Raw genomic sequence first — 12,538 nt, 5'->3', positions numbered from 1 at the left:
ACCGGCCGCTATCTGCTGATATTCCACCCATGAGCACCCACCGCAGAACAGACGCCTGCGCAATGGGCTTTGCTTCCACACACCCCCACAGCCACCATGCGGCAACCACGGGAATGATAATGGTGCTCCTTAGAAAGGAGGTGATCCAGCCGCACCTTCCGGTACGGCTACCTTGTTACGACTTAGTCCCAATCGCCGGTCCCACCTTCGACGGCTCCCCCCACAAGGGTTAGGCCACCGGCTTCGGGTGTTACCAACTTTCGTGACTTGACGGGCGGTGTGTACAAGGCCCGGGAACGTATTCACCGCAGCGTTGCTGATCTGCGATTACTAGCGACTCCGACTTCATGGGGTCGAGTTGCAGACCCCAATCCGAACTGAGACCGGCTTTTTGGGATTAGCTCCACCTCACAGTATCGCAACCCTTTGTACCGGCCATTGTAGCATGCGTGAAGCCCAAGACATAAGGGGCATGATGATTTGACGTCGTCCCCACCTTCCTCCGAGTTGACCCCGGCAGTCTCCTATGAGTCCCCGGCCGAACCGCTGGCAACATAGAACGAGGGTTGCGCTCGTTGCGGGACTTAACCCAACATCTCACGACACGAGCTGACGACAACCATGCACCACCTGTAAACCGACCGCAAGCGGGGCACCTGTTTCCAGGCGTTACCGGTTCATGTCAAGCCTTGGTAAGGTTCTTCGCGTTGCATCGAATTAATCCGCATGCTCCGCCGCTTGTGCGGGCCCCCGTCAATTCCTTTGAGTTTTAGCCTTGCGGCCGTACTCCCCAGGCGGGGCACTTAATGCGTTAGCTACGGCGCGGAAAACGTGGAATGTCCCCCACACCTAGTGCCCAACGTTTACGGCATGGACTACCAGGGTATCTAATCCTGTTCGCTCCCCATGCTTTCGCTCCTCAGCGTCAGTTAATGCCCAGAGACCTGCCTTCGCCATCGGTGTTCCTCCTGATATCTGCGCATTTCACCGCTACACCAGGAATTCCAGTCTCCCCTACATCACTCTAGTCTGCCCGTACCCACTGCAGAACCGGAGTTGAGCCCCGGTCTTTCACAGCAGACGCGACAAACCGCCTACGAGCTCTTTACGCCCAATAATTCCGGATAACGCTTGCGCCCTACGTATTACCGCGGCTGCTGGCACGTAGTTAGCCGGCGCTTCTTCTGCAGGTACCGTCACTTTCGCTTCTTCCCTACTGAAAGAGGTTTACAACCCGAAGGCCGTCATCCCTCACGCGGCGTCGCTGCATCAGGCTTCCGCCCATTGTGCAATATTCCCCACTGCTGCCTCCCGTAGGAGTCTGGGCCGTGTCTCAGTCCCAGTGTGGCCGGTCACCCTCTCAGGCCGGCTACCCGTCGTCGCCTTGGTAGGCCATTACCCCACCAACAAGCTGATAGGCCGCGAGTCCATCCAAAACCGCAAAAGCTTTCCACCACCACCGCATGCGCGGAGCAGTCATATCCGGTATTAGACCCAGTTTCCCAGGCTTATCCCAGAGTCAAGGGCAGGTTACTCACGTGTTACTCACCCGTTCGCCACTAATCCCCGGCGCAAGCACCGGATCATCGTTCGACTTGCATGTGTTAAGCACGCCGCCAGCGTTCATCCTGAGCCAGGATCAAACTCTCCGTTGAAGTAAAACAAAAACAGACACAACCACAACCACCGGAAATAACGACGGAAGAGCTGCACAAAATTTGAAACCAGCTGTAAAAAACCAGCCCCGCACCACCGAAGCGACACAGAACCAGCCAAAACAACCAATTCATAAAAACAAATCGGTATCAACAAACTTGGCACACTATTGAGTTCTCAAACAACAGACACACCCGGCACCACCCACACCCACAACAGGGTCCAGGATCGCTCCGGAGCAACTTCCCAAACTTACCAGACCCGCCCTCTCCGCACAACTCCCGAACCGGGAACCGCGCCGGACAAAACACCATCCGAGACCCCCGGAAACCGCACCGGAACGCACAAAAGCGAACCAAGAATTTGGTTTCCATTTGGAAGGGAGTCTGTCGCAATTTTTCCGCATCAGCGGCGGCGACTCGAACTACTTTACACACCCACAAGACCCCACGCAAATCACCCCTCAGGCGACCAAGAACCGCGGTAATCCGGGACAAAACAGCCGGTTGCGCGCAAAAAGAAGCCACCGGCGTCGTAATTCGGCACTGTGTGCTGCACCACTTAATCGCAAAGCCGGAGACCCTCCGCATCAAAACCCGGAAACGGGCGCCTTAAACGCAAGAAGGGCCGGCAACCAAACGGTTGCCGGCCCTCCTAGTGCTTCTGGATTACCAGGAAGACTTGGTGATGCCCGGGAGCTCACCACGGTGAGCCATGTCGCGGAAGCGAACACGGGAGATACCGAACTTCTGGAAGGTACCGCGCGGGCGGCCGTCGATGATGTCGCGGTTACGCAGACGGATCGGGGAGGCGTTGCGGGGCAGCTTCTGCAGGCCGAGGCGAGCTTCTTCGCGTGCTTCGTCAGTCGCGTTGATGTCAACCAGGGTCTTCTTCAGTTCGAGACGCTTGGCAGCGTAACGCTCAACGATGACCTTGCGCTGCTCGTTGCGAGCAATCTTGGACTTCTTAGCCATGTTTAGCGCTCCTCTCGGAATTCGACGTGCTGGCGGATCTTGGGGTCGTACTTCTTCAGGACCAGACGGTCCGGGTCGTTACGACGGTTCTTGCGGGTTACGTAGGTGTAACCGGTTCCCGCAGTCGACTTCAGCTTGATGATCGGACGTACGTCCTTGTCTTTTGCCACTAGAGCTTCACCCCACGAGCCAGAACTTCGGCGACGACTGCGTCGATGCCGCGAACGTCGATGGTCTTGATGCCCTTGGCCGACAGGGTCAGCGTGACATTACGGCGCAGGGACGGAACCCAGTAGCGCTTCTTCTGGATGTTGGGGTCGAACCGACGCTTGTTGCGACGGTGCGAGTGCGAAATGCTGTGTCCAAAGCCCGGCTCGGCTCCGGTCACCTGGCAGTTTGCTGCCATGACGACTCTCCTAAAAAATAAAATGAAACGGCCAGCAGAGTTCCTGCTTCCCGTGCAATAGGCGACGTCCGCAACCAGTCCACACCGTTTTCGGTAGTTCCCGCAGGCTGGATCCCTCGACTGAAACCAGCCAATGATCACCGCTGCGGCGAAGGTAGTGGGTCCGGACAACAAGCCGGAATACTGGGCGAATACTGGAATGCACGCAACTTGAGCCCCTAACTACCGGCCCGCGGATATCCCGTTGTTACCAACAGTCACCGCCAACCGGAGCAATTGCACACGCTCCGCGCCACCTAGCGCCTAATAAGTCTAGGGGCTGGGGGAAATTAAGACCAATCGGGTGTATAAGAACCAACTCGCCCAACTCATAAGAGGGGGCTAGGCCCTTCACAGGAGAACGAAAGGTTGAGAGTTCAATCTTGAGACATGAAGTCACAACTCCTCGCCTCCCCAGGCCAACGTGTGGGTACGTCCCCGGGTCAGCCTCCAGTGCCCGCGCGGCGCAATCCCACCAGGGGAAGGTTCGCTGCGCAGCACCGCCGACGCATGTTCCGGACGGACATGCTCACGGTTGCGCTGTGGGCTTCCCTCGCAGCGGCGTTGGCTTTGTGGCTCGCCGACGGCGGGATGTCGTCCGTCGGGAACCTCACCCAGGCGGTCACCGCCGTCGGGATCCTGGCCGGGCTTGCCGGCATGGATCTGGTCTTCCTGATGCTTCTCCTCGCGGCACGCCTGCCGTTCGTGGACGGAGCGGTCGGGCATGACAGGGCGTTGGAGTTCCACCGGAAGCTAGGCAAACCGGCGCTCTACCTGTTGCTGGCACACGGACTTCTCCTGGCAACCGGCTACGGCATGGCCGAAGGACTGAACCCCGTGAGCGAGGCCGTCGCACTCTGGACCCTGGTACCCGATATGTGGCTGGCGTTCGTATCCATGGCTCTGTTCATTGCCGTGGTGGTCACCTCGCTTGTGGCTGTTCGGCACCGCTTTCCCTACGAATTCTGGTACTTCGTCCACCTGCTCACGTATTTGGCCGTAGCAGTAGCCCTTCCGCACCAGTTCAGTGTGGGCGGCTTGTTCGCCGAAGGCACTTGGCAGCGCTGGTACTGGCTGTTGCTCTACATCGGAACAGGCTCGGCGCTGGCTTGGTTCCGTATTGCCCGGCCGGTGATAGCCACCTACCGCCATCAGCTGACCGTGCGGCGGGTGGTGCCCCTTGTGCCCGGCGTCTTCAGCATCGAAATGAGCGGCCTGCGGTTGAACGAATTGTCGGGAAACGGCGGCCGGTTCTTCGTGTGGCGCTTCCTCGCTCCCGGCATGTGGTGGCAAGCGCATCCGTTCAGCCTGTCGGCGGAACCACAGGTCGGGAAATCATCGCGGCAGCCCACCTTGCGGATCACCGTCCGGAATCTGGGGGCCGGATCGGCCCGCCTCGCCTCCCTCAAACCGGGAACGAAAGTAGCCATCGAAGGTCCGTACGGGGTCTTCAGCACAGCAGCCCGAAGCCGGGAACACGTCGTGATGATCGGGGCTGGAATCGGGATCACCCCCCTCCGTGCGCTCCTGGAATCGACGCCGTTCGCGCCCGGCCAGGCGACCGTGCTGTTGCGCTGCAGCAGCACGGAAGAGCTGTTCCTAGGCGACGAGATCCTGGAATTGTGCCGGAAGCGGGGCGCCACGCTCTTCCATCTGACCGGCCCACGCTCCGCGAATACTCAAAGCGCCTGGCTGCCCGCTTCTGCCGGCACCTCGCGGCTGCGGGACTTCGTACCGGACATCACCGACGCGGATGTCTACATCTGCGGCCCGTCAGCTTGGCCCGCCTAGTGCTGGCTGAGGCAAAAGCGTCCGGCGTGCGGGAGGAACAACTCCACTACGAAAGGTTTGACTGGTGAGACTCAGGGCAGGAATTTCAGCAGCGCTAGCGTCGGCGGCCATCCTCCTGGTCGGTTGGCAGGCGGGCGCGCAGGTGACGGAATCGAACGCATCGGCGGTCACGACCTCCGCAGCCGGAAACACAGCCGGAACCGCCGGCGGGACGGCCTCAGGTACGGGCTCGACGGCGAAGGGAACCACCGGGAGCAGCGCTTCCGGATCGTCCTCGGGAACCGGAGCCGGCTCGAGTTCCAGCACGGGCTCCAGTTCCAGTTCCACCCTGGGAGCTTCGGCCAAGGCGGGCGGCACCTACGCAGGAACCGCAGTGGAGACCCGCTTCGGAACAGTGCAGGTCCAGGTGACCATCAAGGCCGGAGTGATCACGGATGTCACAGCCCTGCATCTGACTGACCAAGAGCAACGATCCGTCCAGATCAGCGCCAGGGCAGCACCCCTTCTACGATCCGAGGTGCTGAGCGCCCAGTCGGCGAACGTGCAGACCATCGGCGGGGCCACCTTTACCAGCGAGGCCTATTTGACATCGCTCCAGGCGGCTCTCGATGCAGCCCATTTCTAAGCCCAACGGGCCCGGACAGGGCAGTGCGGAGCCCCGCCTTCGTTCCCGGACGTTCACCAGCATGGGCACTGTGGTGAGCCTCGCCATCCCAGCTGCTCCAGGGACCGCTCCCCAAGCTGCGGTGGAAGAACTCGAGGCGGCCACCGCCGTCGTCGAGCAGTTGTTCAACAGGCTGGACCGGACGTTCAGTCTCTACCGTCCCGACTCGGAGGCGATCGCGATGGCGCGGGGCGAGCTGACCCTGATGAATGCCTCGGCGGACATGCGCCGGCTGTATGTCGAGGCGGCAGAATGGCGCACCCTCACGGAAGGTGCGTTCACGGCGGAGCGGCCCGACGGTGTCGTGGACTTGGCGGGGATCGTCAAGGCACATGCCATACGGGAAGCCGGAACGTCACTGCTCGCGCTGGGCTTGAAGGATTGGTGCCTCAATGCGGGCGGGGACGTCCTCGTGGACGGTTCGCCGACGCCGGGCGGTACGCGGCCGTGGCTGGCGGGGATCGTTGATCCGGAGGACCGGACGACGCTCCTGACCGCGTTTCCGCTGGTCGGGCACAGCTTTGGCAACAGGGGAAAGCACGCGCTGGCGACCTCCGGGACCGGCGAACGCGGCCACCACATTTGGTCTGCGGGCCTCCCAGCCGCCCGGGATGAAGGGTTCCGCCAGGTTTCGGTGGCAGCGGCCGACATCATCACGGCTGATGTCCTGGCCACCGCCATCATGGCCGGCGGCGCCCGGACCCTCGAGCTGGCGACCTCCCACTGGGATGTGGACGTACTCGCTGTGAAGAACGACGGCGGACTGCTCGCCACGCAGGGCTTCCGGAACCTCGCTCCTCGGAACAGTTAGGGCCGGGTGAGCTGGGGGTACTTCGGGCTGAGGTTGTCACCTGAAGACTTGCCCGTAACGCGGCGGACGACCCACGGGGCGGCGTGTTCACGGGCCCAACGCGCGTTGGCCCACAAAGCTTCCACCCGCGCAAGCTGCGGTTGTGTGACGGGCGGCGGGACCTCAAGGGAACCTTCGTGCTCCAGGACGGCCAGGACCCGGTTGGCCATGTTGATATGACCAGCAGTGGACATGTGCATCCGGTCCTGCGCCCACATGTGCCAGTCGTGGTATTCGCTGAAGCGCCAATAGTCCACCAGCAGCGCACCGTGGTTTTCGGCGATTTCCCGCAACAATTCGTTGTAGATCGCGGTGCGTCCGCGCATGGTCCCGAAAACCTTGGAGCTGCGGGCGTCGAAACCCGTAAAGAGAAGCAACGTGGCTCCGGTGGCGCTTAGTTTCTCAATGCCGGCTTCGTATTCCGCCATGAGCCTGTCGATATCGACTTTGGGGCGGAAGATGTCATTCGCTCCCGCGTACAGGGTTACCAGCGTCGGTTGAAGCGCGACGGCGGCATCGACCTGCTCTGCCATGACTTGACGGAGCTTCTTGCCGCGGATGGCCAGATTGGCGTAACCGAAGTTGTCGTTGCTTTGAGCCAGTTGATGGGCAACGAGATCCGCCCATCCCCTCACTCCGTTGGGGCGCGAGGGGTCGGCGTCGCCAAGTCCTTCGGTGAACGAGTCACCCAATGCCACATACCGGGCAGAAAAATCCATGGCGTCAGTCTTTCATCAGTGCGGGGCGGCCGTCACGCGCGGCGCCGACTACGCAGCGGCACGGCTGTCGCCGCGGCCGTGCTCGTAGCCGGCCGCGGCTTAGCGTTCGCGCAGGATCCAGTGATCGTCGTCCAACCGGGCCACGATCTTCTCGCCGATCCGCGCGAGGTCCGCAACGTCGTCGTCGGTCATGGCGTCCAACATCAAGGCGCGAACGGCATCCACATGCCCCGGGGCGAGGGACACGATGGTGTCCATGCCGGCCTCCGTCAGGTGCGCCACAGTGACACGGGCATCGCCCGGATGGGCCTCGCGCTCCACCCAGCCGCGTCTCTGCAGCTTGGTGACGACGTGCGACAGCCTCGACAAGGAAGCGCTGGTGCGGGCGGCAAGCTCACTCATCGGCAGGAACCGCCCCTCCGCTTCGGACAACATGGCGAGCACGTTGTAGTCGAACAGCGACAATTTGCCGGCCGCTTGCAGTTGGGTGTCCAGAGCTGCTGGCAGCAGTGTGTTGATACTGAGGAGGGCCAGCCAGGCACGGCGTTCGTCGGCGTTGAGCCAGCGCGGTTCGGTCATGGGTTCATCTTAGAAGGAAATCAATGCTTGACACTTCAACTTAAGGTCATTATTATTTTAGTTGAAGCTTCAAGTAAATGAATGTGAATCAAACATGAGCACTCAAGCAAAGGAAACAACAATGACTGACATCACCATCATCGGCACCGGCAACATGGCGTCCGGCATTGCGGCCCGCGCGGCCGTGGCAGGCAAGAGCATCCAGGTCCTCAGCCGCGACGCAGGCTCCGCAGCTGCGCTTGCGGCGACGGTCAACGGAACCTCAGGCATCACGGGATCCCCGGTGGAAGGCAGCGTCGTGGTGCTGGCCACTCCGTTCGAAGCCTCCAAAACAGTCCTTTCTTCCTATGGCTCAGCGCTCAACGGCAAGACGATCGTGGACATCTCCAACCCCGTGAACTTCGAGACCTTCGATTCCCTCACCGTCCCCGCCGGAACCTCGGCAGCCGAAGAACTCCAGGCCCTGGTCCCGGGCGCGTCGGTGGTCAAGGCGTTCAACACCGTCTTCGCAGCCACTCTCGGTGACGGCGAAGTGGACGGCCAGACCCTCGACGTGCTGGTGGCGGGCGACGATGCCGAGGCGACTGCCGCCGTCGTCGACTTCGTCAAAGGCGCCGGGCTGCGCCCGGTGAACGTCGGGCCGCTGCGCCGCTCGCGTGAGCTCGAAGCCTTCCAACTGCTCGTCATGACCCTGCAGATCAGCGAAGCCCACCCCGACTACAACTGGAACTCCGCAATCAAGCTCCTGCCGTAACGCTTGCGGTTTCGGAGGGCGGCCCGTTGGCCGTCCTCCGCGTTGTAGGCTGGGCGGCATGTTCGTCGTTTCGCTGACATACAAAGTTCCCGACGAGATCGTCGATTTCCACCGCCCTGCACACATGGATTGGGTCAAAGAAGCGTTCGACGCCGGCACTTTCGTTGCGTCCGGACGTCGCGTTCCAGCCATCGGGGGCGTGCTGTTGTCCAACGTCGATCGTGCAACACTGGACGCTTCCCTGGCCACGGATCCGTTCTACGTCAACGGAGTGGCCGACTTCGAGATCATCGAATTCACGGTCACCACGGCATCCACGGGTTTCGAAAACCTGCTGGACTAGCCTCATTGCGGGTCCTGGGCGTCACGCAGAGCACATTTTTGGCGCCTCGCCTCGGCGAGAACCCCGGAAATTCGGCTGCTGCGATGCCCGTCCATCCCAAAAAGTTGTCAGGCGTGACGCTGGCAAGACCACCGGCCAGCGTGCGCTCAAGTGATCGCCGCTCGAAACTCCCCTGAAACGACGCGAAAGCCAGGGTGCCACATCGCGCCTGAGCCACGCGGCGTTGTCGGCCATGATCTCGGCGCGGCTCCGCGGTTGCAGGGCTCCAAGCACCGGTGAGCCCAGCGAGTGCGCGGCGCCCAACACCTCCAAGACCTTCTTCGCCATGTATTCGTGTCCGATGCCGGACATGTGCAGCCGGTCCGGAGCCCACATCCGGCGGTCCTGGTACTTTTCGAAGCACCAATGGTCCACCAGAAGTGTTCCGTAGGCTGCGGAAATGCGGCGGATGTGCTTGTTGAAAACGGCCGTGCGCAGCTTGAGCGGCTCCAACACCGGCGAGAGCGGCACGTTGTACTCAGTGAACAGCAGGACTTGGGCACCAGTTTGCACGATCCGGGCAACGGCGTCCTCGAATCCACGGACCAGTGTGCGCATGTCCAGTCGTGCGCCGAGGAGATCGTTGCCTCCGGCGTGGAAACTGACCAGAGTGGGAGCCATCGCGAGCGCCGGCTCAAGTTGTCCAACCACGATCTGCCTGAGCCGACGGCCGCGGAGGGCCAGATTGGCGTACTGCGTCCGCGGCCGATGCCTGGCCAGTTCCTCGGCCACACGGTCGGCCCAGCCGCGGCAATCGTTGGGAAGGCGAAGGTCGGTGTCGCCGACGCCTTCGGTGAAGGAATCTCCGACCGCGACGAATCGCAGCGGTGTATGCATGCCCATGGTCATGTCCCCCCGTTGTTTTGAGCTTGTCCTTGTGCCTTGCTTCCAGTACCGGCGGCGCCCGACCCCGCGGCTTGGCGTTCCGCGAGTTTTCGCAGCCCGGCTTTCCGCGGCACCTTCACGAGCTCCGGCCATCGGGGGCGCAGGCTGTCCCCGAGCGTGACGCCGCGAAGCTTCCGGCCGAACAAAGGCAGGACCCAGTCGTTCACCCAGCGGCGCTGGCGACGTTCCCAGTCGCGCAGCTTGAACCGCTGCGGCGGTTCCCAGTCCTTGGGCGAGAACTTGTGCGGTACGCCGAGGTGATCCAGGACCTGCGACGCCATGTATTTGTGTCCGGCTTTGGACATATGGAGGCGGTCCGAGGCCCACATCCGGCGGTCGTGGTAGGCGTCTAGACACCAATAGTCCACGAGCACGGCCCCGTATTTCGCGGCCAGTTCGCGGACGCGTTCGTTGTAAAGGGCGTTCCGCTTCTTGAAGGGTTCCAGCACGGCCGAGACCTTGACGTCATACCCCGTGAACAAGACCAACGTAGCTCCCGTGGCTGCGAGGCGGGCCACGAGCCTTTCGTACTCGGCCATGAGGAGGTCCATGTCCGTGCCGAAATCCAGGATGTCGTTTCCGCCGGCGTAGAGGGTGATGAGCGTGGGTTCCATGGCCAGGGCCCGGTCCAATTGTTCCTCGACGATATGGCGGAGCCGTTTGCTCCGCACGGCAAGATTGGCATACTCCCAGCCAGGTTCGGCCTTGGCCAGTTTCTCGGCGACGCGGTCGGCCCAGCCCCGGACGCCGTTCGGTAGGGCCTCGTTCCGGTCCCCCACGCCCTCGGTGAAGGAATCGCCCAAGGCAACAAACCGCCGTCGTCCGTTCTGGTCAGCATGAAGCACGTTCCCAGCCACCACGCCAGCCTAGCCCCACCCGGTTGCCCGCCGGCAAAGCCCAGGTTAATTCGACGCCCGCTCACTTATGGGGCATTTTGGCCAAACGCCCGCTCACATATGGTGCCTTTCGGCCAAACGCCCGCTCAGATGATCTGAACGGGCGTTCCGACTTTTAGCGAGCTTCGAGCTTCGGTGCTGCAGGGACTTCAACGCACGGGATTTTTGGACAGCGAGGACGCCGTTTGCAAAGATGACAGAGCCGGTTGATTCAACGAACCGCGCCAGGGCCGCGAAAGCGGCGAAGATCGAGAGGATGAGCATGCGCACTGCACACGTTGGCGCTGCCATGGTTGGCGAGGTGGCCGTGTTGGCCTACTTTGCATCCCCCTCTGCGTCGGCCATCCCGCTCGGCGGCCAGGGGAACTAACCCCACCACCGCCCCGCACGGGAAGCACACGAAGGGTTCCTTTGCTGTGCCCCTGATCGCCGGACGCCAGCGTCCTTCCTCTTCGGAGCCCAAACGATCTGAAAGAACTTCGCCGTGCAGAAAATCACCGCTCAACAAATCCGTTCCTCATTCATCAATGCGAGCCGCTCGGAGGCCTCCAAACTCAACCTCCCGAAGGACTTCCATTCCCTCGACTGGGACAAGCTCGAATTCCTAGGCTGGCGCGACGAAAAGATGCCGATGCGAGGCTACCTCGTCCTCCCGAACGATGGTTCGCTCACTGGCATCATGCTGCGTGCGCCCGAGGGAGGCTCCGGCAAGAAGCGCTCGGTCCTTTGCGAGCTGTGCCGCGACGTGTTTTCCAAGGACGATGTCTATCTTTGGGTTGCCAAGCGCGCAGGCCAATCGGGTCGCGACGGCAACACCGTGGGGACGTTGATCTGCGCAGAATTCGGCTGCTGCGCCAACGTCCGCAAGGAGCCCCCGGCGAATGAGATCAATCCGGACCCGGCCGCCGTCGTCGTTCGCCAAATCGCCGGACTGCAGTCCCGGACCGCCCAGTTCCTGGGGCGGGTCCAAGGAAAGTAGCCGCCCGCGGCGGCAAACGCCCGCTCACTTTTAGTGAGCGGGCGTCCGCCGAAAGTGCCACATAAGTGAGCGAGCGTCGGGGCTAGCGGAGCACGATGTCCACGGGGTTGGCTTCGGAACGCCATTCGCCAGGCACGCCCGGGCGCCGATGACTGGAGCCGTGAGCACGCCGGAGCGGTTGGTCCGTTTGTCGCGCAGGATTTCCGTGACCGAACCAAGGTGCCTGGAGAGGTCGATGACGTTTTCGGGCGCGGCCAGCAACAACTGGAAGCCAAACTCGTGCAGGGCCTTGATGCCTGCACCGGCGAACTCCTCCGAGGCCAGGACGAACGCCTCGTCCATCATCACCGTTCCGTAGGTCGTGAACCCCTGCTCGGCGATACCCAACTGGTAGCTCAGGGCCGCTGCCATGATGAACGCCGTGAATCGCTGCCGCTCGCCGCCGGACATCGAGCCGGTGTCAGCGTGCATGTACACCTCGGTCTTCTTGCCACCCCTCGGGCCTTGGACGGAACGGTGCTCCTTGCACAGGATGAACAGATGTCCGCGGACATCCAGCACCTCGGCTCGCCACCGCCGGTCCTCGGGGGTCTGCGAACCGAGCCGCTTGACCAGGGTTTCGAGCGACTTGTAGCGGTTGGTGAGTTCGACGTCGTCGTCCGGCTCGGGCGAGGCCCCGGCACCCGAAGCTGCGCCAGCCGCGCGGGAAGGCCTCGAGTGACGCGTCTTCAACGCGTTGTGGATCGCGTCCTTGAACTGCTTCGCGGTGGCGGGCAGCGTCTGCTTGATGTCGAGTTCCAGGAAACTGCCCTCATGGAAATTGACCTCGGACAGGATGCCGTTGAGAGGCAGGATGCGGCTCGTGATGGCTCGGCGTTCCTCGTCGAGCAGGTGGAGCAGCGTGCTGAACGATTCGTGCGTGCGCTGGTTGAAGAACTGCCGGAATTCGGCTTCCTGGGCGGGC

At 62.2% G+C, this 12,538-nt stretch carries 13 protein-coding genes, 1 rRNA gene and 1 pseudogene; 6 read left to right on the top strand and 9 right to left on the bottom strand.

Annotated elements, in window-relative coordinates:
• Nucleotides 1–133: 133 nt before the first annotated feature.
• The 4 genes from ABD742_RS00075 to rpmB all read right to left on the bottom strand — a co-directional run bounded on the left by ABD742_RS00075 (nt 134) and on the right by rpmB (nt 3,036).
• Nucleotides 134–1,655, bottom strand: a 16S ribosomal RNA gene (locus ABD742_RS00075).
• A 669-nt stretch (nt 1,656–2,324) separates the two neighbouring features.
• Entirely contained in the window at nt 2,325–2,630 is a 306-nt protein-coding gene (gene rpsN / locus ABD742_RS00070; RefSeq protein WP_234754509.1) for a 30S ribosomal protein S14, read from the bottom strand.
• A 2-nt stretch (nt 2,631–2,632) separates the two neighbouring features.
• Nucleotides 2,633–2,800 (bottom strand): 50S ribosomal protein L33, encoded by a 168-nt coding sequence (gene rpmG, locus ABD742_RS00065; RefSeq protein WP_003798558.1) that lies wholly within the window; start codon nt 2,798–2,800, stop codon nt 2,633–2,635.
• Nucleotides 2,800–3,036 (bottom strand): 50S ribosomal protein L28, encoded by a 237-nt coding sequence (gene rpmB / locus ABD742_RS00060; RefSeq protein ID WP_078107326.1) that lies wholly within the window; start codon nt 3,034–3,036, stop codon nt 2,800–2,802. Before rpmB ends, rpmG begins: the two co-directional genes overlap by 1 nt.
• Before the next feature lie 429 nt (nt 3,037–3,465).
• Here rpmB and ABD742_RS00055 point away from each other — a divergent pair, with 429 nt between their 5' ends.
• The 3 genes from ABD742_RS00055 to ABD742_RS00045 all read left to right on the top strand — a co-directional run bounded on the left by ABD742_RS00055 (nt 3,466) and on the right by ABD742_RS00045 (nt 6,341).
• Nucleotides 3,466–4,866: a ferredoxin reductase family protein gene (locus tag ABD742_RS00055; protein WP_344786808.1), complete on the top strand. Its 1,401-nt coding sequence runs from the start codon at nt 3,466–3,468 to the stop codon at nt 4,864–4,866.
• A 64-nt stretch (nt 4,867–4,930) separates the two neighbouring features.
• Nucleotides 4,931–5,491, top strand: coding sequence for an FMN-binding protein (locus ABD742_RS00050; protein WP_234754505.1), 561 nt, complete (start codon nt 4,931–4,933; stop codon nt 5,489–5,491).
• Nucleotides 5,475–6,341, top strand: coding sequence for an FAD:protein FMN transferase (locus tag ABD742_RS00045; protein WP_308193904.1), 867 nt, complete (start codon nt 5,475–5,477; stop codon nt 6,339–6,341). Before ABD742_RS00050 ends, ABD742_RS00045 begins: the two co-directional genes overlap by 17 nt.
• Here ABD742_RS00045 and ABD742_RS00040 read toward each other — a convergent pair.
• Together ABD742_RS00040 and ABD742_RS00035 are read right to left on the bottom strand one after the other, a co-directional pair.
• Nucleotides 6,338–7,099 (bottom strand): SGNH/GDSL hydrolase family protein, encoded by a 762-nt coding sequence (locus tag ABD742_RS00040; protein WP_234754503.1) that lies wholly within the window; start codon nt 7,097–7,099, stop codon nt 6,338–6,340. The two genes, ABD742_RS00045 and ABD742_RS00040, sit on opposite strands and share 4 nt — an antisense overlap.
• Before the next feature lie 99 nt (nt 7,100–7,198).
• A complete protein-coding gene (locus tag ABD742_RS00035; RefSeq protein ID WP_234754501.1) occupies nt 7,199–7,678 on the bottom strand; it encodes a MarR family winged helix-turn-helix transcriptional regulator in 480 nt (159 codons plus the stop codon).
• Between the two features lie 121 nt (nt 7,679–7,799).
• On the opposite strand from ABD742_RS00035, the gene ABD742_RS00030 reads away from it, so the two are divergent.
• Together ABD742_RS00030 and ABD742_RS00025 are read left to right on the top strand one after the other, a co-directional pair.
• Nucleotides 7,800–8,432, top strand: coding sequence for an NADPH-dependent F420 reductase (locus ABD742_RS00030; RefSeq protein ID WP_234754499.1), 633 nt, complete (start codon nt 7,800–7,802; stop codon nt 8,430–8,432).
• Nucleotides 8,433–8,490: 58 nt separating this feature from the next.
• Nucleotides 8,491–8,775 carry a YciI family protein gene (locus ABD742_RS00025; RefSeq protein WP_234754497.1) on the top strand — a complete coding sequence of 95 codons (285 nt, stop codon included), beginning with the start codon at nt 8,491–8,493 and terminating at the stop codon, nt 8,773–8,775.
• Nucleotides 8,776–8,796: 21 nt separating this feature from the next.
• On the opposite strand, the gene ABD742_RS00020 is transcribed toward ABD742_RS00025, so the two are convergent.
• Both ABD742_RS00020 and ABD742_RS00015 read right to left on the bottom strand, forming a co-directional pair.
• On the bottom strand, nt 8,797–9,657 hold the full coding sequence (locus ABD742_RS00020) for an SGNH/GDSL hydrolase family protein (RefSeq protein ID WP_234754495.1): 861 nt from the start codon (nt 9,655–9,657) through the stop codon (nt 8,797–8,799).
• Nucleotides 9,658–9,659: 2 nt separating this feature from the next.
• On the bottom strand, nt 9,660–10,556 hold the full coding sequence (locus tag ABD742_RS00015) for an SGNH/GDSL hydrolase family protein (RefSeq protein ID WP_234754493.1): 897 nt from the start codon (nt 10,554–10,556) through the stop codon (nt 9,660–9,662).
• A 523-nt stretch (nt 10,557–11,079) separates the two neighbouring features.
• On the opposite strand from ABD742_RS00015, the gene ABD742_RS00010 reads away from it, so the two are divergent.
• The gene (locus ABD742_RS00010; RefSeq protein ID WP_234754491.1) at nt 11,080–11,574 is read left to right on the top strand and encodes an FBP domain-containing protein; all 495 of its coding nucleotides are present in this window, start codon (nt 11,080–11,082) and stop codon (nt 11,572–11,574) included.
• 82 nt (nt 11,575–11,656) lie between these two features.
• On the opposite strand, the pseudogene ABD742_RS00005 reads toward ABD742_RS00010, so the two are convergent.
• A pseudogene (locus ABD742_RS00005) lies at nt 11,657–12,538 on the bottom strand (SbcC/MukB-like Walker B domain-containing protein); the annotation flags it as partial.

Source organism: Arthrobacter ramosus (assembly GCF_039535095.1).
GTDB classification, from domain to species: Bacteria; Actinomycetota; Actinomycetes; order Actinomycetales; family Micrococcaceae; genus Arthrobacter; species Arthrobacter ramosus.
The sequence above is the reverse complement of the archived record's forward strand: the minus strand, read 5'-3'. Positions and strand labels throughout refer to the sequence as shown.